General features: G+C 72.6%; 19 protein-coding genes. 11 read left to right on the top strand and 8 right to left on the bottom strand.

The features are described 5' to 3' along the window. Window positions 1–157 precede the first annotated feature (157 nt). The 5 genes from ASF58_RS10910 to ASF58_RS10890 all read right to left on the bottom strand — a co-directional run bounded on the left by ASF58_RS10910 (window position 158) and on the right by ASF58_RS10890 (window position 5,087). Window positions 158–364: a hypothetical protein gene (locus ASF58_RS10910; protein WP_055951540.1), complete on the bottom strand. Its 207-nt coding sequence runs from the start codon at window positions 362–364 to the stop codon at window positions 158–160. 141 nt (window positions 365–505) lie between these two features. After that, window positions 506–1,303: a formylmethanofuran dehydrogenase subunit C gene (locus ASF58_RS10905; protein ID WP_055951538.1), complete on the bottom strand. Its 798-nt coding sequence runs from the start codon at window positions 1,301–1,303 to the stop codon at window positions 506–508. Continuing rightward, window positions 1,300–2,256, bottom strand: coding sequence for a formylmethanofuran--tetrahydromethanopterin N-formyltransferase (fhcD, locus tag ASF58_RS10900; RefSeq protein WP_055951535.1), 957 nt, complete (start codon window positions 2,254–2,256; stop codon window positions 1,300–1,302). Before fhcD ends, ASF58_RS10905 begins: the two co-directional genes overlap by 4 nt. 102 nt (window positions 2,257–2,358) lie before the next feature. Continuing rightward, entirely contained in the window at window positions 2,359–4,002 is a 1,644-nt protein-coding gene (locus ASF58_RS10895; RefSeq protein WP_055951532.1) for a formylmethanofuran dehydrogenase subunit A, read from the bottom strand. Continuing rightward, window positions 3,996–5,087 (bottom strand): hypothetical protein, encoded by a 1,092-nt coding sequence (locus tag ASF58_RS10890; RefSeq protein ID WP_055951528.1) that lies wholly within the window; start codon window positions 5,085–5,087, stop codon window positions 3,996–3,998. The genes ASF58_RS10895 and ASF58_RS10890 overlap by 7 nt, the downstream gene beginning before the upstream one ends. A 313-nt stretch (window positions 5,088–5,400) precedes the next feature. Between ASF58_RS10890 and ASF58_RS10885 the strand changes: the two genes are divergently transcribed. Both ASF58_RS10885 and ASF58_RS10880 read left to right on the top strand, forming a co-directional pair. Continuing rightward, window positions 5,401–6,387 carry a beta-ribofuranosylaminobenzene 5'-phosphate synthase family protein gene (locus tag ASF58_RS10885; RefSeq protein ID WP_244477277.1) on the top strand — a complete coding sequence of 329 codons (987 nt, stop codon included), beginning with the start codon at window positions 5,401–5,403 and terminating at the stop codon, window positions 6,385–6,387. A 110-nt stretch (window positions 6,388–6,497) separates the two neighbouring features. Beyond that, the gene (locus tag ASF58_RS10880) at window positions 6,498–7,391 is read left to right on the top strand and encodes an NAD(P)-dependent methylenetetrahydromethanopterin dehydrogenase (protein WP_055951525.1); all 894 of its coding nucleotides are present in this window, start codon (window positions 6,498–6,500) and stop codon (window positions 7,389–7,391) included. On the opposite strand, the gene ASF58_RS27615 is transcribed toward ASF58_RS10880, so the two are convergent. Further along, complete coding sequence (locus ASF58_RS27615) at window positions 7,361–7,720, bottom strand: hypothetical protein (protein WP_348271584.1); 360 nt, start codon at window positions 7,718–7,720, stop codon at window positions 7,361–7,363. The genes ASF58_RS10880 and ASF58_RS27615 overlap by 31 nt on opposite strands. Between ASF58_RS27615 and ASF58_RS10875 the strand changes: the two genes are divergently transcribed. The 5 genes from ASF58_RS10875 (at window position 7,697) to fae (ending at window position 12,248) form a co-directional block, all read left to right on the top strand. After that, a complete protein-coding gene (locus ASF58_RS10875) occupies window positions 7,697–8,566 on the top strand; it encodes an ATP-grasp domain-containing protein (protein WP_348271583.1) in 870 nt (289 codons plus the stop codon). The two genes, ASF58_RS27615 and ASF58_RS10875, sit on opposite strands and share 24 nt — an antisense overlap. Then, window positions 8,563–9,549, top strand: a complete 987-nt coding sequence (mch, locus tag ASF58_RS10870) for a methenyltetrahydromethanopterin cyclohydrolase (protein WP_055951516.1) — start codon at window positions 8,563–8,565, stop codon at window positions 9,547–9,549. The genes ASF58_RS10875 and mch overlap by 4 nt, the downstream gene beginning before the upstream one ends. A gap of 185 nt (window positions 9,550–9,734) precedes the next feature. After that, window positions 9,735–10,646, top strand: coding sequence for a RimK family alpha-L-glutamate ligase (locus ASF58_RS10865; protein WP_055951513.1), 912 nt, complete (start codon window positions 9,735–9,737; stop codon window positions 10,644–10,646). Then, the gene (locus ASF58_RS10860) at window positions 10,643–11,488 is read left to right on the top strand and encodes a triphosphoribosyl-dephospho-CoA synthase (RefSeq protein ID WP_055951509.1); all 846 of its coding nucleotides are present in this window, start codon (window positions 10,643–10,645) and stop codon (window positions 11,486–11,488) included. The genes ASF58_RS10865 and ASF58_RS10860 overlap by 4 nt, the downstream gene beginning before the upstream one ends. A 247-nt stretch (window positions 11,489–11,735) precedes the next feature. Continuing rightward, a complete protein-coding gene (gene fae, locus ASF58_RS10855; RefSeq protein WP_055951505.1) occupies window positions 11,736–12,248 on the top strand; it encodes a formaldehyde-activating enzyme in 513 nt (170 codons plus the stop codon). 332 nt (window positions 12,249–12,580) lie between these two features. Here fae and ASF58_RS10850 read toward each other — a convergent pair whose 3' ends face one another. Beyond that, the gene (locus ASF58_RS10850) at window positions 12,581–13,264 is read right to left on the bottom strand and encodes a HisA/HisF-related TIM barrel protein (protein ID WP_082512996.1); all 684 of its coding nucleotides are present in this window, start codon (window positions 13,262–13,264) and stop codon (window positions 12,581–12,583) included. Between the two features lie 68 nt (window positions 13,265–13,332). Here ASF58_RS10850 and ASF58_RS10845 point away from each other — a divergent pair, with 68 nt between their 5' ends. Then, a complete protein-coding gene (locus tag ASF58_RS10845; protein WP_055951503.1) occupies window positions 13,333–14,364 on the top strand; it encodes a hydantoinase/oxoprolinase family protein in 1,032 nt (343 codons plus the stop codon). 74 nt (window positions 14,365–14,438) lie between these two features. Next, complete coding sequence (locus tag ASF58_RS10840; protein WP_055951500.1) at window positions 14,439–14,639, top strand: hypothetical protein; 201 nt, start codon at window positions 14,439–14,441, stop codon at window positions 14,637–14,639. Window positions 14,640–14,826: 187 nt separating this feature from the next. Here ASF58_RS10840 and ASF58_RS10835 read toward each other — a convergent pair whose 3' ends face one another. After that, on the bottom strand, window positions 14,827–15,273 hold the full coding sequence (locus ASF58_RS10835; RefSeq protein ID WP_055951497.1) for a cupin domain-containing protein: 447 nt from the start codon (window positions 15,271–15,273) through the stop codon (window positions 14,827–14,829). Window positions 15,274–15,375: 102 nt separating this feature from the next. Here ASF58_RS10835 and ASF58_RS10830 point away from each other — a divergent pair, with 102 nt between their 5' ends. Both ASF58_RS10830 and ASF58_RS10825 read left to right on the top strand, forming a co-directional pair. Further along, window positions 15,376–16,296: a LysR family transcriptional regulator gene (locus ASF58_RS10830; protein ID WP_055951495.1), complete on the top strand. Its 921-nt coding sequence runs from the start codon at window positions 15,376–15,378 to the stop codon at window positions 16,294–16,296. 128 nt (window positions 16,297–16,424) lie between these two features. Continuing rightward, complete coding sequence (locus tag ASF58_RS10825) at window positions 16,425–17,339, top strand: alpha/beta hydrolase (protein ID WP_055951492.1); 915 nt, start codon at window positions 16,425–16,427, stop codon at window positions 17,337–17,339. The last annotated feature ends 45 nt before the right edge of the window (window positions 17,340–17,384 follow it).

Below are 17,384 nucleotides of genomic sequence, written 5' to 3'. Positions count from 1 at the left end.
GCCGCCAGACATCCCCGCGGACCACCGGCCCTGCGTGCGCGTCTGATCTGTCTGACGGCTCGGGCGATCTTGGCGTCACCGGGGAGCCGTCAGGATCTCTAGGCTTTGGGCCGCCCCGGCCGCAAGCACAGCGTCGTTCCGCGCCCGGCGCCGACCCTCAGAGATCGCGCGGCTGGCTGCCCCGGACGGCGCAGCGCCACCGGGTGACGTGCCATTCCGGGTGCTCCTCCTGCCACTTGGCGATGGCACTCTGGGAATTGCGCAGGCAGATGAAGGGGCTGCGCGCCTCGTAGGAGAGGTCGATCTTGTCCTCGCGGCATTGCGAGGGCTGCGACAGGAGGCAGATCGAGAGCAGGATGAGCATGGGGACGCCGGGTTCGCGCGGGACTGGCGCGGGGCATCCGGCACTATGGTGCCACCCCGCGGCCGACGATGGTCGTCCGATCGGGAGGATTGTGCAAGCCCGGGGGACGGATCCTCCGGGCCCGCGCGGGCGGGGCCGGCCTCAGGCCGCCGCCACCCACACTTCGCCCTTGCCCAGGGTCGCGAGGTCGCCCGAGTAGCGCGTGAGCGCCCCGGCCGCGAGGTCGGCATGGGCCGGGCTCAGGGGCCGGAGCGAGCGGGCCAGGAGGCGCAGGAACACGAGATCGTGCGTGCCCGTCTCGACGAAGCTCGGGCTCAACGCGCCGACGCCGCCGGCCAGGATGGTGCCCCGGCGCATGCCGAAGCCCGGATGGTCGCCGAGGTGCATGGCCGCGATGGTGCCGGCGATCATCCGCGCGCCCGCATAGGCGCCGGCCCGGCCCACCAGGATCAGGCCGCGGCGCATGCGGTCGCCGAGATAGTCCCCGGCGGCGCCGTGGATCACCAGGGTGGCGCCGTCGAGGCCCGCCTTGGCGGCGTAGACCGCGCCGCCCGCGTGATCGCCGGCATCGCCCTCGATCGTGATCGTGCCGCCGGTGGCGCCCGAGCCCGCGAAGGGACCGGCCGACCCCGTGACGGTGACGGAGCCCGACTGCATGCCCGCGCCGAGGCGCTGGCCGACATCGCCGACCACCCGGATGCGGCCGCCGCTGAGCGCGGCGCCGACCCGGTCGAGGCGCGACGAGCCCCCCTCGATGACGAGGTCGTCCGAGCCGTCGAGGGCGAGGGTGAAGCAGTCGCCCAGCGTCAGGCCGCGCCGGCCGGTGCCGACGGGGAGCCTGGCCGCCTCGGCCTCGCTGAGGCCGCGCAGGGACAGCGGGGTGACGTGCAGGAGATCGAGCCGCTCCGGCGGCTCCTGGCGCAGGGTGAGGGTGCTCATGCCGCTCCAGCCTCGCTGCCCGGCTCCTTCGAGAGCAGGTTCTTCAGGTGATAATGGTGGCGGCCGAGATTGCCGCCGTAATTGCCGGCCGTGACGGCCACGAGGCCGTGGGCGGCCCCGGCCTCGGTGGCCGCGTGCAGGGCGGCGCGCATGGACTCCGCGACGCCGTCGGAGGTCAGCGCGTCGATCACGATCTCCAGCACGACGCCGACCTCGGCCGAGAGCTCGGTCCCGGCCCGGCCCTTCAGGGTCGGGCAATAGGCGTCGTTGGTCGACGCCATCATGCCCTTGGTGCGGGCGCCCACCTTCGAGCCGGAGCGGACGATGCCGCCCGGGAAGGGCAGGATCGCGCCCGGCACCGCCCGGGCGGCCTCGACCGCGATCTCGGCGACCTTGAGAGTGTCGGCGTGCTTGCGCCCGAGGAACAGCAGGTTGCCGCCGCCGACGGCCCCGTCCACCGCGCGGACGAAGTCCTCGCACAGGAACTCACCGTCCATGACGGGGATGCGCCAGTAGCGCCGGGCCTTGCCGGTCACCGGGTCGGTCAGGCGCTTGGCCACGGCGAAGCCGTCGCCGAAGTAGCGGATCGCGCCGCCGAGCTTGATCTTCGTCGGCCCGTCGACGCCCGCGTAGCAGGCGGTGCCCGGGCAGGTCAGGATGCACTGGCCGACCCGCTTGAGGAGTTGGTCCTTGAGGCCGTTCGGCTCGAAGCCGAACAGCAGCACGCGCACGCCGGGGCGCCCGTCCGGGGTCTCCTCCGGGGAGAGCTCGCAGTCGATCCCGGCCTCGGCGCCGCAGCCGATCACCGAGGTGGCGAAGCCGGTCATCACGGTGGCGGCGATCATCGCCCATTTGGGGGTGTCGTTGGTGATGATGATCGCCGTTCCGGCGACGTCGAACGCCTCCGCGAAGGTGTCGATCACCGGAATGCCGTTGAGGGTGAGGTCCGTCATCTCAGTCACCCATCCCTACGCGACGCCCGTCCACAGCCGGCATGTTTCCCGGGCCCGACATGTTTCTCGGGCCCGACATGTTCTTCAGGCCCGACATCTTCTTCAGGTCCGACATGCGACCTCCGCGAACACATCCGGCTTCGGGAAGGCCTCGTCGGGCACCGCGAAGCTCTTGAGGCCGGTGCCGAAGCGGTCCTGCAGGTAGGTCTCGGAGCGGGCCACCATCGCCTTGTCGGACTCGACGGCGAGCTCCAGGGTGCGGCCCGAGCGCCAGGCCACGACCTCGCCGTCCTCCACGATGGTCTCGCCGTCCTTGAGCACCAGCTTGGCGCGGGCGAACATGGCGGTGCGATCCGGGTCGTCGCGATAGACCGCGACGTCGGCCCGGGCGCCCTCGCGCAGGTGGCCGCGATCGGCGAGGCCGAGGAGCTTGGCGGGCCCCGAGCGGGTCAGCTGGGCGATCTCCGAGAAGCTGTACTCGCGCTCGATGGCGCAGAGGCCGGAGCGCTCGGCGATGACCTTGTGCAGGCCGGCGATCTCGCGGTCGCGCTCCTCCTTGTCCATCAGGAAGTGGATGATCCGCGGATAGTCGGTGAAGGGACCGCCGTTCGGGTGGTCGGTGGTCAGGATGGTGCGCTCCGGCTCCTTGGACAGGAGCATCAGCTCGAGGCCGATCGCCCATTGCAGGGAGCTCACCGGTCCGCGCGGCTTGTAGAGGAACGGCACCACGCCGCCGCCCTCCGCGTCGCCCGCGGTGAGGATCCACTTCTTCGGGTTGGCGCCCTTGCGGCCCGCGAACTGGCGCAGGATGTCGAGCGAGATCGTCACGGTCTGGCCGAAGGCGACCTGGCCGACGTCGTAGGTCGCGTTCGGGTGCGCCTCCATGGCCTCCGTGATGCGCTCCGCCGCCGAGCGGAAGCCGCCGGTCAGGGGGTTCTCGGGATCGGCGACGCCGTAGCCGTAGAACTGGGCGTGGGCGAAGTGGATGCGCCGCCCTTCCGCCGCCTCCAGGGTGTCCACGAAGGACTCGTCGGCGCCCGGGATGCCGAGGTTGTTGCAGTGGACGTGCAGCGGGTGCGGCACGCCGATCTCCTCGACCGCGTCGAGGAGCGCCCCCATGATCTTGCGGGTGGAGAGGCCGTAGACCGGGATCTCGTCGTCGAGGCTGAGCTTCAGCATCCCGTCCTTGAAGGCCGAGGCGCCGCCCGCGTTGATGCACTTGACGCCGAGGCCCCGCGAGGTCGCCACCGAGAGGGCGACGAGGTCGCGCACCGCCGCCTTGCCCTCGCGCGCCCGCAGGAGCTGGAGCAGGTGGTCGTCGTTGCCCATCACCGTCAGGGCGCCGCGGTCCAGGAGCGGGATGTCGGCGAGCTCGAGCTGGGTGGCCAGCGCGTTGGCGGGCGGCATCGCGGGCTCGACCGCCAGGGTGTAGCCCATCCGCGCGTAGTTCGCGCCGATCCAGGCGGCCGAGCCGCCCGCATGGGCGAAGGGATGGCCCTCGGGGGCGGCCTCGCTGGCGTAGAGCTCGGGCAGGAGCAGCCGGCTCATCACCACGTTGCCGCCGGCGATGTGCGAGTGCACCTCGACGCCGCCGGCCATCACCACGCAGCCGGTGGCGTCGATGGTCCGGTCGGGCGCGCGCTCGGAGGCGGCCACCACGCGGCCGTTCTCGATCCAGACCTCGCCGACCGCGTCGCGGCCGGCCGTCGGGTCGACGACCCGGCCTCCGTGAATCCGGATCAGCATGCGGCGCCCTTCTTCTGCCCGAGGCGTTGTTGGATACGATCTTGGATGGCGGTCAGGATGCCGGCCGCGCTCAGCTCGGCCGTCGGGCCGGAAGCCGGCGCGTAGGTGATCGCGGCCCGGCGCTCGTCCCACAGGCTGCCGCCGGCGGTCTCGCCCGGTACGCCCACGGCGAAGACCACGTCGGCGACGTCGCCGCCGGCCTCGGGGCTGCCGACGCCCACGATGGCGACGCTCGGCAGGGTGCCGAGCCAGTCGGGACGGGGGGCGGGGAGGGAGGCGAGCCAGAGGGCGGCGTCGGCCTCGCCGGCAGCGATCTGGCGGGCGCTGTCGAAGCGCCAGGGATCGTGCTCGGGCACGTGCCGGCCGAAGCCGACCCGGGGCGCCTGGCCGGTGGTCCAGGCGGCGAGTTGCAGGAGGGCGCGGCCCTGGAAGGGGTCGGACAGGGGCAGCCCGAAGAAGCGCGTGACCTCGTTGAGATCCTTGATCATGCCCTGGAGCATCTCGACGCCGAGCTCGCCGGTCTCGGCCGGGTCGTAGAGAACGACGCCGTACTGGGCGGTGCTGAGCCGCCGGGCGAGATCGGCATAGGCCGCTTCGCCGCCGAGATTGCCCTTCAGGAAAGCGCGCAGGTGCGCGATCGAGACCGCGAGGCCGCCGGCCTCGGCCGGGTAGGCCACGTGCCGGGTGGCGCCGTTGCGCGGGCCGCCCAGCGACAGGATCACTCGCTCGGAGCCGGCGGCGCGGCCCCGGGTCGCCTGCGCCCCGGCGATGTCCTGGACGATCGGACGATCCCACGGGACGTTGCCGACGATGAGGACCGCGTCGGCCCGGCCGACGGCCTCGGCGGGCGTCGTCGTCATGGCGCCGGTGCGGCTCAAGGGACCGAGCTCGGCGTAGAGGCTCGGACCGGCCACGGGGTCGACGGAGGCCCCGATGGCGTCGGCGAGATGATAGGCCGCGCGCACCGCGCTCAACTCGGCGCAGAGGCCCGCCAGGACAGCATTCTGCGCTGAAGCGAGGAGCGTGGCGGCGGCCTCCACCGCCGCGTCCGCATCCGTCGCACCACCCTTCACCCAGGCCGCCATGCGTTGCACCTTGGAAAATCGAGGGCCCGGCGCGCACCGTGTTCGGCGTCGCGCGCGGCGGGACTGAGCCAGTCCATGTCGTTGGGGCGGCACGTTTGCATCGGCGCCGCTCCCCAGGCAACCCCCCTCGCAGGCCACCCCCCTGAACCGCGCGATGCGAATCGGGACCCCGACACGGCAGCGCCCGACACGGCGGCGGGAGATTTGCCCGACGCGCTTGCGACGGGTCGGCGCTCCGTGGGAGAAGCCGGCGGCGCGGCATCGGCGGCCCGCCGGGGCACGGGGCTGTTTGGAGCGGGGAGGACGGGGCGCGATGGAGGGGATCGACCTGATGCGGATCCCGAGCGGTCCGGGCGGACCCGGCACCGGCCTTCGCGTGCACGCGCCCGCCCGCCTGCATTTCGGCTTCCTCGACCTGCATGGCGGCCTCGGGCGGCGCTTCGGCAGCATCGGCCTCGCCCTCGACGCCCCCGCCGTGACCCTGACCGCCCGGCCGGCCGAGCGCCTCGACGTGACCGGGCCGGAGGCACGCCGGGCCGCCGCCTACGCGCTGGCGGCCGCGGGCCATCTCGGCATCGCCGGACACGCCGCGCTCACGATCGAATCGGCGATTCCCGCCCATGCGGGCTTCGGCTCCGGCACCCAGCTGGCGCTCAGCGTGGCGGCCGCCCTGGCGGGCCTCGCCGGGCGGCCCTTCGCGCCGGAGGACTTCGCCAACGCCCTCGACCGGGGAAACCGCTCGGGCGTCGGCCTCGCGGCCTTCACGCACGGGGGCCTCATCGTCGATGGCGGCCGCGATCCCGACGGAAACCCGCCGCCGGTGATCGCCCGGCTGGCCTATCCGGAGGCCTGGCGCGTGGTGCTGATCCTCGACACCGGGATGACCGGCGTCCACGGCACCCGCGAAGTCGCGGCCTTCCGCGAACTGCCGCGCTTCCCGGAGGCGCAGGCAGCCGAGATCTGCCGCATCGTGCTGATGCAGGTGCTGCCCGCGGCGGTCACGGCCGAGCCGGACGGGTTCGGCGCCGGCATCACCCGGATCCAGCAGCTCATCGGCGACCACTTCGCGCCCCACCAGGGCGGGCGCTTTGCCAGCCCCGCCGTGGCCGAGGCGCTCGCCGCCGTCGCCGACTTCGGACTCGCCGGCTACGGCCAGAGCTCCTGGGGGCCCACCGGCTTCGCCCTGGTGCCCTCGGAGGCCGAGGCCCGCGCCCTCGTGGGCATGCTGGAGCGGCCGGGCCCCCTGAAGTTCCTGATCGCCCGGGGACGCAACACCGGCGCGTCGGTCACCGCGCTTTAAGACGAATCCCTGTAGAGCCCAGCTTCGGCCCACCCGACCGCGGCGGGCTTTGACAATTCGACGCCTCCGCGCACGATCGGGCCGCGTCACAGCACGAAGAGAGTCCGACGATGGCCCGCTCGATCCTGCACATGATCACGCCCCTGAAGCATATGAGCCCGTTCGACGTGAACATGGCCGTGGATGCGGGCTTCGAAACCGTCGCCACCTACACGAATGCGACGCTCGCCGACGTGACGACGCTGGTCCAGGATTCGATCTTCTCGCGCGCGCCCCAGGACGGCGTGCGCACCGGGATCTTCATCGGCGGCAAGAACGCCGAGGACGCCCTCGACATGGTGGACCGGGCCAGGAAGGCCCTGGTGCCTCCCTTCGCCAACCACATCTTCGCCGATCCGGCCGGCTCCTTCACCACCGGCGCCGCCATGGTGGCCGAGGTGACCCGCGCCCTGAAGGCGAAGTTCGACACCGGCCTCGAGGGCAAGCGCATCGTCATCTTCGGCGGTGCCGGCGTCGTCGCCTACGTCGCCGCGGTGATCGGCGCGCTCCACGGCGCCAAGGCCGTCCTCGTCGGTCATGACGGCGAGGAGCGCGTCAGCAAGATCTCGAACACCATGCGCTGGCGCTTCGACGTCGAGGTCGAGGCGGTGGACGGCTCCACCGTGGCCGCCCGGCGCGCCGCCATCGTCAACGCCGACGTCATCCTCTCGGCCGGCCCGGCCGGCATCCCGATCCTCACCGCCGAGGACCTCGAATCCGCCCCGAAGCTCCTCGTGGCCTCGGACGTCAACGCCGTGCCGCCCGCCGGCATCGCCGGCATCGACGTCAACGCCATCGACGTGCCCCTGCCGACGGGCCGGGGCGTCGGCATCGGCGCGCTCGCGGTGGGCAACGTGAAGTACCAGACCGAATCCCGCCTGTTCCGGCGGATGCTGGAATCCGACGCGCCGCTCTGCCTCGACTTCCGCGACGCCTACACCCTGGCGGTCGAGGTGGCGGGCTGACGGCCGGCCCCTCGGGGGCGGCACCGGCCCCCGCCGGCCGGCCCCTCCTCATCGCCGCCCAGTCCGGCCGCGCCCTGGCCCAGGCGGCGCGGCGCGCCGGCCTGGCGCCCCTCGTCCTCGACCTGTTCGGCGATGCCGACACCCGGGCCCTGGCCGCGGGCTATCGCCAAGCCGACGGGCGGTTCGGGGCCGGACGCCTCGGCGGCGACGCCGTCCTCGCTGCGCTCGATTCCCTCGCGGCCGAGGCAGCGGGCACGCCCCTCGGCCTCGTCCTCGGCAGCGGCTTCGAGGCCGCCCCCGACCTGATGCGGGCCATCGCGCAGCGCCACCGCCTCCTCGGCGCCGGCCCGGATTGCGTGGCCACCCTGAAGGACCCCTTCGCCTTCGCGGCGCTCTGCCGCGCGCAGGGTGTCCCGCACCCGGCCGTCACCCGCGATCCGGTGCCCGATCGGGCCGCCTGGCTCCTCAAGCGGGCAGGGGGATCGGGCGGCACGCATATCCGCGGCGCGCCGGGCGGGCCCGCGCCGGCGGGAGCCTATTTCCAGGCCCGGGTGCCGGGACGCGCCGTTTCCCTGGCGATCCTGGCCGACGGTGCCGCGATCCGCCTGGTGGGCGTGACCGAGCAGTGGAGCGCCCCGTCCCCCCTCCGGCCCTTCCGGTATGCCGGCGCCCTGGAGCGGGCGCGCCGGGAGCCGCCGGTGCTCGCACCCGACTACGCGGCAGCGATCGCGGCCGGGATCGGGCGCCTCGCCCGGGCGACCGGGCTCACGGGGCTCGCCAGCGCCGACTGCCTCGTGGACGGGCCGGATTGGTGGCTCAGCGAGATCAACCCGCGCCCGGGCGCCACCCTCGACGTGCTCGACCGGCGCCCGACGCCCCTCCTCGCCCAGCACATCGCGGCGAGCCTCGGCCGACTGCCCGAGGCCGAACCCGCACCAATGGATGCGGCGGCGACGGAAATCTGCTACGCGGCCAGCGGCTACGCGCCGATGCCGCCGATCTCCTGGCCGGATTTCGTGCGCGACCGCCCAAGACCCGGCACCATGGTGGCGCGCCACGCTCCGCTGTGCACCCTGTTCGCCACAGGGCCGGACTCGGCCGCCACGAGAGCGATGTTGCGAGGCCGGGCCGCCGAAGTGCGGACCTTGCTCGCCCTGACGGAGGGACACCCATGACCACCAGCCCGAGCGGCGCGAAATTCCCGTTTCCGAGCGTCAACGCCCTGACCGCCCCCCTGGTGGAGCGGCTGGTCGCCGATGCCGAGGCCCTGCGCCTCTCCGTGACCACCGAGCACGGCGCCCGCATGGTCGATGCCGGCGCCAGCGTGCGCGGCTCCATCGAGGCCGGGCGCCGCATCGCCGAGATCTGCCTCGGCGGCCTCGGCACCGTCTCGATCGCGCCGTCGGGCCCGATCACGTCCTGGCCCTACTCGGTGATCGTGCACGCCGCCGATCCGGTTATCGCCTGCCTCGGCAGCCAGTATGCCGGCTGGTCGCTGGCCGACGAGACCGGGGATTCCGGCTTCTTCGCCCTCGGCTCCGGCCCCGGCCGCGCCGTCGCGGTGGTGGAGGACCTCTACGGCGAGCTCGGCTACAAGGACAGCGCGACCCAGACCGCCCTGGTGCTCGAGGCGGCCGGCGGCCCGCCGGCCTCCGTCATCGCCAAGGTGTCCGAGGCCACCGGCCTGGCGCCCGAGCAGCTGACCTTCATCTACGCCCCGACCCAGAGCCTGGCCGGCTCGACCCAGGTCGTCGCCCGCGTCCTCGAGGTCGCCCTGCACAAGGCCCACACCGTCGGCTTCGACCTGCACAAGATCGTCGACGGCATCGGCTCCGCCCCGCTCTCGCCCCAGCACCCGGACTTCATCCAGGCCATGGGCCGCACCAACGACGCCATCATCTACGGCGGCCGCGTGCAGCTCTTCGTGGAGGCCGACGACGCCGACGCCCAGCAGCTCGCCGAGCAGGTCCCGTCGTCGAACTCGGCCGATCACGGCGCGCCCTTCGCCGACATCTTCGCCCGGGTGAACGGCGACTTCTACAAGATCGACGGCGCGCTCTTCAGCCCCGCCGAGGTCATCGTCACCTCCGTCACCACCGGCAAGAGCTTCCGCGGCGGCAAGCTGATGCCGGAGCTGGTCGAGGCGTCGTTCCGGTAAGGCGCCGGTCGTAACCCCTCCCCCCGGCGCGGGGGAGGGGGCCTGCGGAGCAGGTGGGGGAGGCGGAACCTCCCCGACACGGGCGCTCCCCCATCCGACCCGCTTGGCGGGCCATCTTCTCCCGCGGAAGGCCACCTTCTCCCGCGGAAGGAAGAAGCGATCGACGTCGAGGTTGGCAGAGAACAATGCGGATCGGGCTCGCGGCCGACAACGGCAACTGGCACAAGGCGCGCCTGCGGGCCGCCCTCGAACAGCTCGGCGCCGCGCCGGTGCTGTTCTCGATGGCCGACGTCGCGGTGGTGACGGGGGGCCCCGAGCCCCTGCGGGTGCCGGGCTTCGAGACCCTGCCGGACGGCGTCCTGCTGCGCACCATCGCGGGCGGCACCTTCGAGGCCACCACCATGCGCCTGGGCGTGCTGCACGCCCTGGTGGCCAGCGGCACGACCGTGTGGAATTCCCCGAGCGCGATCGAGCGCTCCGTCGACAAGGCGATGACGAGCCTGCTCATCGACCGGGCCGGCCTGCCCACCCCGGAGACCTTCGTGCTCTCGAAGCGGGACGCCGCCGCCGAGGTCGTGGCCCGGGAGGCCCGTCCCGGGCGTCCCCTGGTGCTCAAGCCGCTCTTCGGCTCGCAGGGCGAGGGCCTCCAGCTGATCGAGCGCCCGGAGGACCTGCCGGACGAGGAGGCGGTGTCGCGGGTCTACTATCTCCAGCGCTACATCGCCCGCAGCGACGGTCTCTGGCGCGACTACCGGGTCTTCGTCTGCGAGGGCCGCGCCATCGCGGGCATGATCCGCGAGGGCGACGGCTGGATCACCAACGTCCATCGCGGGGGCCGACCCCTGGCCTGGGCGATGCCGCCCGCCGCGGCCGAGCTCGCCGAGCGGGCCGCCGCGGCGGTGGGCGTCGACTATTCCGGCATCGACCTCGTCGAGGACGGGCAGGGAGGCTACCTCGTGCTGGAGGTGAACTCGATGCCGGCCTGGTCCGGGCTGCAGCAGGTAACCGAGGTCGACATCGCCCTCGCGGTCGCCCGCGGCTTCCTCAACGCCGTGCGGGCCGCCCGTCCGCCCCGCCTCGTCGCGGCCCTCGGATGATCGCGCCCGGGGCCGTCGCCGCCGCCTACCGGGCGAGCTGCCTCGACGAGCTCGACGCCCTGAAGCCCGGCAACGTCCACGCCTTCGCCGACGGCCACCGCATGGCGGTGGCGGATTTCGTGACGAGCGCCGAGGTCTCGGCCCCGGCCCTGGCCGAGGCGGGTGCGCCGGTGGGCCGGCGCGTGCTCCGGGCCGTCGCGGCGACGATGGACCGCGTCGGCCAGAACACCAACCTGGGCATCGTGCTCCTGTGCGCGCCCCTCGCCCGGGCGGCGGAGACGGCCGGTCCGCTGCGCGCCGCCCTCGCCACCGTTCTCGACGGCTTCGACGCAGCCGATGCCCGCGACGTCTTCGCGGCGATCCGGCGGGCCAATCCGGGCGGCCTCGGCCGGGCCGAGCGTCACGACGTCACCGATTCGCAGGGTCCCGATCCACAAGGCCCCGCCTCGCTGCGGGCTGCCATGGCGGAGGCCGCCCCGCGCGACGCCATCGCGCGGGCCTACGGGACGGGATTCGCCGACCTGTTCGCGATCGGCCTGCCGGCCCTGGCGGCGGCCCGGGCGCGGGATCTCAGCCCCCCCTGGTGCACCACCGCCGTGTATCTCGCCTATCTCGCCCGGGTGCCCGACAGCCACGTGGCGCGCAAGCACGGCCCCGACCGCGCGGAGGCCCTGCGCGCCGAGGCCGAGGCGCTGCTGGCCCTCGACCTCGGCACGGCCCCGGTGGACGCCCTGCTGGACCGGGACCGCGCCTGGAAGGCGGAGCGGCTCAACCCGGGCACCAGCGCGGACTTCACGGTGGCGACGCTGTTCCTCGACCGTCTTCTCCGGGCCGAGGCCTGATCCCGGCCCCTTGGACAGGTTTTCGGGGCTTCAAACGAAGGTTCCATCCACCGATGAATAAATTGCCAGGCCGACCGGCCTGCGCAGGGTTGTTCCCGGCAAGGCCCCAGAGTAGGGTCCGCGCCGCGATCCGGGCTAACCGGTCCGGTCCCTCGATGGACTGGACGCCGTGAACAAGGATAGCTGCCGGCCGCCCCCTGAGCTCGGGAGCGGCCACGTCTTTTCAAGACTTTGGGAGAAACCCCACATGGCGAAGATCAACAAGGTTATGGTCGGCGAGGCCCTCGTCGGTGATGGCAACGAGGTCGCCCACATCGATCTCATCATCGGACCGCGCGGTTCGCCGGCCGAAGCCGCGTTCTGCAACGGCCTCGTGAACAACAAGCACGGCTTCACCAGCCTGCTCGCGGTCATCGCGCCGAACCTGCCCTGCAAGCCGAACACCCTGATGTTCAACAAGGTCACCATCAACGACGCCCGTCAGGCCGTCCAGATGTTCGGCCCCGCCCAGCACGGCGTCGCCAAGGCCGTTCAGGATTGCGTGGCTGAGGGCATCATCCCCGCCGACGAGGCCGACGACCTGTTCATCCTGGTCGGCGTGTTCATCCACTGGGAAGCGGCCGACGACGCCAAGATCCAGAAGTACAACTACGACGCCGTGAAGCTCTCCATCGAGCGCGCCGTCAAGGGCGAGCCCACCGCCGCCGTCGTCACCGAGCAGCGCAACTCCGCTTCGCACCCCTTCGCGTCGAACGCTTAGATCGGGGGCAGTCCTGGGCAGAGCGCGCCTCCGCCCGCACCGCGGGGCCTGCTCCAGCGACTGGCTTCCATCTTCCTCGGACGATGAACACGACACGGGGCGGCCTTCGGGCCGCCCCTCTTCGTTTGGATACCCGGCGGCCTTCGGGCCGCCCCTCTTCGTTTGGATACCCGGCGGCCTTCGGGCCGCCCCTCTTCGTTTGGATACCCGGCGGCCNCCCGGCGGCCTTCGGGCCGCCCCTCTTCGTTTGGATACCCGGCGGCCTTCGGGCCGCCCCTCTTCGTTTGGATACCCGGCGGCCCGAAGGCCGCCCCTCTCTTTTGAGCAACCCCTCAGCCGCGCAGCGCCCCGTCATGGATGGCCGAGGCCACCAGGGCGCCGGCGACACCGCGGCGGCGCAGGACCTCCACATCCTCCGGGCCCCGCACCCCGCCCGCCGCGTAGAGGCGGGTCGCCGGGCTCGCCGCCGCCACCGCCGCCAGACGGTCGAGATCCGGACCCGCCCCGACGCCGATCCGCCCGAGGGTCATCACGATGACGTCGCGCGGCCAGTGCGCCGGCGTGTCGTGCAGGCTGGAAGGCCCGAGGCGCTCGCCCTCCCGCGTGTCGAGGGAGAACACCGCCCGCGCGCCCAGGGCGCGCACGAGTCCGGCATCCGCCTGGCTCTCGCTGCCGATCACCGGCCGGCCGAGCCCGGTCTCGAGGAAGGCCTCGACCCCGGCCGCATCGGCGAATCCCGCATCGACCCACAGGGTGGTGCCGGGACAGGCCTCCGCGATGGCGGCGAGGCTCGCCCGATCGGGGGCCGCCCCGTCGACGATCGCGTCGAGGTCCGCCACGTAGAGGATCCGCGCCGCCACCGCCGCCAGGAGCCCGCGGGCCACGTCCGCCGGCGCCGACCCCTTTGCCAAGGGCGTGACGATCGGGGCATAGGAGGCGCGGTCGCCGGCCCGCGCCCGCACCACGGCTCCGTGGCGCAGGTCGAGCACCGGAATGATCTCGAATTCGTCCGCCATTCGGCTTCCTCCCGCGTTCAGGCCCGCCCGTGACACCACCATCCGGATCTCCCGCCGCATTTCCTGACATGCCGGTGATCGGCTGGGATCTCGGCGGGGTCCATGTCAAGGCGGCCCTGGTCCGCGATCGCCGCGTGGTCGCCGTGGTCCAGGCGCCCTGCCGCCTCTGGCGCGGGCTGCCCGCCCTCGACGAAACCCTGGCGCAGCTGCCCGACTGGGCGCGGGACACGGCCGACCACGTCGTCACCATGACGGGGGAACTCACCGACTGCTTCGCCGGCCGCACCGACGGTGTGCGGCAGATCTCCGCCTGGGCCGAGGCTCATCTCAGCGGCCGGGTGCGGATCTACGGCGGCCGTTCCGGCCTGCTCGCCCCCGAAGCCGCCGCCGCGCAGGCCGGCGACATCGCCTCGGCGAACTGGCACGCCACCGCGGCCCTGATCGGCCGCCACGTCGCCGACGGGCTCCTCGTCGATATCGGCTCCACCACGGCCGACCTGATCCCGATCGCGGCCGGGGCGCCGGTGGCGGCCGGCTACAGCGACGCCGAGCGCCTGGAGACGGGGGAACTCGTCTATACCGGCGTGGTGCGCTCGCATCTCGTGGCGCTGGCCGACCACGCCCCGTTCCGGGGCCGGCGCACCGGGCTGATGGCCGAGACCTTCGCCACGGCCGCCGACATCCACCGCATCCTCGGCGACCTGCCGGAGGGCGCCGACCAGCAGCACAGCGTCGACCTCAAGGGCAAGTCGATCCCCGAGAGCGAGACCCGCCTCGCCCGCATCGTCGGGCGCGACCGCGACGAGGGCAGCGCCGCCGAGTGGCGCGCCCTGGCGGCCCATTTCGCCGAACGGCAGCTCCGGCTACTGCACGATGCGGCCGCCCTGGTGCTGTCCCGCCAGGCCTTGCCCGACGGAGCGCCCGTGGTGGTGTGCGGCGCCGGCCGGTTCCTGGCCGAGCGCCTGGCCGCGCGCCTCGGCCGGCCGGCCCACGCCTTCACCGACCTCATCGCCGGCCACCTCGCCGAGGCCGGGGCCGACTGGGCCTCCACCTGCGGCCCCGCCGTCGCCGTGGCGCTGCTGGCGGCCGATCCCCCCTGAAATCCTGGCCCACCCGAGTTCCTGGCCGACCCAAGTTCCTGGCCCACCCGAGTTCCTGGAGAGAGACCCCGCGCATGAGCACGCCGCAGAAACTCGCCCGCATCCTCGCCAGCCGTTCCGGCGGCGGCATCGAGCTGGCCCTCGCCACCGAATCCGGCCAGACCCTGCGGGTGCTGGCGACGTCGGACCAGATCGACATGCTGGTGGACGAACTGGAGGACATCCTGAACTCGCCGGAGGAGCCCGAATCTCCAGAGCCGCCCGCGGCGGCGTGAGGGCAGGGGGCACAGGCTCGCGTGGCCGGAGCCCGACAGCGCGGTCCCGTCCGCTTGCGCCCCTTCCAAGCCCCTCGGAAGGTCCGCTTCGCGGCAGCTTGGTCGAGGATGCGCTCCGTCCGGGTGGCGTGGCGTCCAGACTGGCGGCTTCTGGAAAGGCGATCCGCACGAGCCGCCACCCCGTGCTTCACGCGACCGCAGGTCCCTGAAACGCGATGCCGTGCGCGGCACAGGCCGCGACCAGCGCCGCGACCTCCGCGTCGGTCGGCTCGGCTTGGGGCGGCAGGCCTTCTGTTTCCGCCGGCCGGGCCAGGCTGCGGATCATCGCCTCGAACCCACCCGTCGTCATCGACAGGAAGCGCGCTTCGGGGGAGACGACCCGGAACGAGTGCGGCGTTCCACCCGGGACCGTGATCGCGTCGCCCGGTGTCAGCCGACGAACCTCGTCGGCGATCTGCATGCGGACCTCGCCCTGCAGGATGTAGAAGCTTTCATCCTCGTCCTGATGGACATGCAGCGGCACGGCAAAGCCCTGCGCCATGTGGTGCTCGATCAGCGTGAGCCCATCGGCATTGTCGTTCTGCGACAGATGGATGGTCAGGCGGGCGGTGGTAAACCAGAGGGCAGCGGCCATGCGAACGTCCTGTCGGTCGGGTTGGGGTTCCCCAGAGCTACCGATTGCGATCCGCCGCGATAAGATCGATGATCGTACATCGGTTGGCGCATGGGCGGACATATGAAGACCACCGATCCGCTGGCCGGGATCATGGCGTTCCTTGCCGTCGCCGAGCGCGCAAGCTTCACGGCGGCAGCCGACGACCTCGAGATGGGGCGTTCCGCGGTCGGTGCGCAGATCCGCGCCTTGGAGACGCGGTTGGGCGTCCAGCTGCTGCAACGCTCCACGCGCGCCGTGCGGCTCACGGAAGCCGGGACGGTCTACCGGGAGGCGCTCGCCGACATCCAGGATCGTGTGCGGGCTGCCGGGCAAGCGGCGACAGCCTTCCAGACCGAGGCGGTCGGCCGCCTGCGGATCGCAGCCCCTCCGGACCTCGGCCCCGATCATGTCGCCCCGGTGGTCGCGCGCTTCCTCACCGAGAACCCGGCGGTGTCGATCGACCTTCAGCTGTCCACCGATGCCGTGGACCTGATTGGGGAGGGTTTCGACCTGGCGATCCGCGGTGCACTTGCGGTCGAGCCGACGCTGGTCACGCGGCGGATCGGTACGTCCCCGTTGATCGCCTGCGCATCTCCGGCCTACCTCGCCCGCCGTGGCCCGCCGGCGACCCCGCAGGACCTCGCGACCCATGCCTGCCTTCATTTCTCCGCGCTGCGCTGGGGTCGCAAGTGGCGGTTCGAGCGGGACGGTGCGGTGGCCGACTTCCCGATCCGACCCCTTCTGGAGTGCAACAACGGCCCGACGCTGCTGGCCGCCGCCCTGGCCGGGGCGGGCATCGCGCTGGAGCCCGCCTTCGTGGTCGGTCCGGCAATCCGCGCGGGCGCGCTCGTCCCGGTTCTGACAGACTGGAATCTGCCGGTCATCCCGGTGCACGCCGCCTATCCGGCCAACCGCAACATCGCCAGCAAGGTGCGCAGCTTCGTGACCCTGTTGGCGGCCGCCTTCGCCGGTCATCCCGATTTCGGCGGCACACCGGGGTGACGGGCACGGACATCGTCGGCGCCGGGGGTTTCTCGCAGCCCTGATCCGCGGGATGCCTGGACGATGCCTGCGTCCGGCGGTCGGCCGCTGCCGGGGCAATTCACTCGTGCGGAACACGGAGCACTGCGGTGGACCATATCCAGACCGAACTCCTCGACATCGCTTTCGAGAGCGGAGGCCCTCGGGACGGTCGACCGGTTCTGCTCCTGCATGGATGGCCGGATGATGCCACTGGCTGGCGCGGCGTCGCTCCGCTCTTGGAGCAGAAAGGCTATCGCTGGGTCGCCCCCTGGCTTCGCGGCTTCGGGCCGACACGCTTTCTTGCTGACCAATCCCCCCGCGACGGGACCGGCGTGGCGATCGCCCGGGACGCTCTCGATCTGATGGACGCGCTCGGCTGGAACCGCTGCGCGGTTGTCGGCCATGACTGGGGCGGCCGGGCGGACTACATCCTGGCGGCGCTCGCGCCGGAGCGGGTGTCCTCGATCACGTCGCTTGCGATCGGCTATGCGCCGCGCGGGCGCTTCGCCACGCCGTCGTTCGAGCAGAGCCGACGCTGGTGGTACCAGTGGTTCATGACGACCGACGCGGGCGCGGCGGCGGTACGGGACGATCCGGAACGCTTCGCGCGCATCCAGTGGGACACGTGGGGACCGACGGATTGGTTCGACGACGCGGTGTTCGCGGCCGTGGCGGGCAGCTTCCGCAATCCGGACTGGGTCGCCATCACGCTCCATGGCTATCGGAGCCGCTGGAAGCCGGAGAAACTCGACCCGCGCTACACGTCCCTGCGCGACGTGGTCGACGCGACGGACCTCCTCCAGGTGCCCACGCTCATGATCCAGGGCGGTGCGGATCGATGCGACCCGCCGGGGGAGTCGGAAGGCCAAGCGCGCTCTTTCGCGAACGGCTACCAGCGGGTCGTTCTGGACGGTGTCGGCCATTTCCCCGCCCGCGAGGCCCCTCAGGCGGTCGCTGACAGCATCATCGCCTTCCTCGATAGCCCTGGCGTCGAAACGCAGAGGAACGCCCGAACCCGTTGAGGGCGGAGTCACGGTCCGTGCGATCGGCACCGACCTCACGTGGAC

It is taken from the genome of Methylobacterium sp. Leaf125 (genome assembly GCF_001423085.1).
In the GTDB taxonomy this organism is placed as follows: Bacteria; Pseudomonadota; Alphaproteobacteria; order Rhizobiales; family Beijerinckiaceae; genus Methylobacterium.
This window is presented reverse-complemented; position numbering and strand designations above follow the sequence as displayed.

What these genes read in the sequence shown, in the direction of transcription:
- fae (WP_055951505.1), top strand. Translation starts at nt 11,736, where the DNA reads ATGGCGAAGATCAACAAGGTTATGGTCGGCGAGGCCCTCGTCGGTGAT.
- ASF58_RS10840 (WP_055951500.1), top strand. Translation starts at nt 14,439, where the DNA reads ATGAGCACGCCGCAGAAACTCGCCCGCATCCTCGCCAGCCGTTCCGGC.
- ASF58_RS10895 (WP_055951532.1), bottom strand. Translation starts at nt 4,002, where the DNA reads ATGCTGATCCGGATTCACGGAGGCCGGGTCGTCGACCCGACGGCCGGC.
- ASF58_RS10845 (WP_055951503.1), top strand. Translation starts at nt 13,333, where the DNA reads ATGCCGGTGATCGGCTGGGATCTCGGCGGGGTCCATGTCAAGGCGGCC.
- ASF58_RS10850 (WP_082512996.1), bottom strand. Translation starts at nt 13,264, where the DNA reads ATGGCGGACGAATTCGAGATCATTCCGGTGCTCGACCTGCGCCACGGA.
- ASF58_RS10910 (WP_055951540.1), bottom strand. Translation starts at nt 364, where the DNA reads ATGCTCATCCTGCTCTCGATCTGCCTCCTGTCGCAGCCCTCGCAATGC.
- ASF58_RS10835 (WP_055951497.1), bottom strand. Translation starts at nt 15,273, where the DNA reads ATGGCCGCTGCCCTCTGGTTTACCACCGCCCGCCTGACCATCCATCTG.
- ASF58_RS10905 (WP_055951538.1), bottom strand. Translation starts at nt 1,303, where the DNA reads ATGAGCACCCTCACCCTGCGCCAGGAGCCGCCGGAGCGGCTCGATCTC.
- mch (WP_055951516.1), top strand. Translation starts at nt 8,563, where the DNA reads ATGACCACCAGCCCGAGCGGCGCGAAATTCCCGTTTCCGAGCGTCAAC.
- ASF58_RS10830 (WP_055951495.1), top strand. Translation starts at nt 15,376, where the DNA reads ATGAAGACCACCGATCCGCTGGCCGGGATCATGGCGTTCCTTGCCGTC.
- ASF58_RS10885 (WP_244477277.1), top strand. Translation starts at nt 5,401, where the DNA reads ATGGAGGGGATCGACCTGATGCGGATCCCGAGCGGTCCGGGCGGACCC.
- ASF58_RS10865 (WP_055951513.1), top strand. Translation starts at nt 9,735, where the DNA reads ATGCGGATCGGGCTCGCGGCCGACAACGGCAACTGGCACAAGGCGCGC.
- ASF58_RS10880 (WP_055951525.1), top strand. Translation starts at nt 6,498, where the DNA reads ATGGCCCGCTCGATCCTGCACATGATCACGCCCCTGAAGCATATGAGC.
- ASF58_RS10860 (WP_055951509.1), top strand. Translation starts at nt 10,643, where the DNA reads ATGATCGCGCCCGGGGCCGTCGCCGCCGCCTACCGGGCGAGCTGCCTC.
- fhcD (WP_055951535.1), bottom strand. Translation starts at nt 2,256, where the DNA reads ATGACGGACCTCACCCTCAACGGCATTCCGGTGATCGACACCTTCGCG.
- ASF58_RS10890 (WP_055951528.1), bottom strand. Translation starts at nt 5,087, where the DNA reads ATGGCGGCCTGGGTGAAGGGTGGTGCGACGGATGCGGACGCGGCGGTG.
- ASF58_RS10875 (WP_348271583.1), top strand. Translation starts at nt 7,697, where the DNA reads ATGCGGGCCATCGCGCAGCGCCACCGCCTCCTCGGCGCCGGCCCGGAT.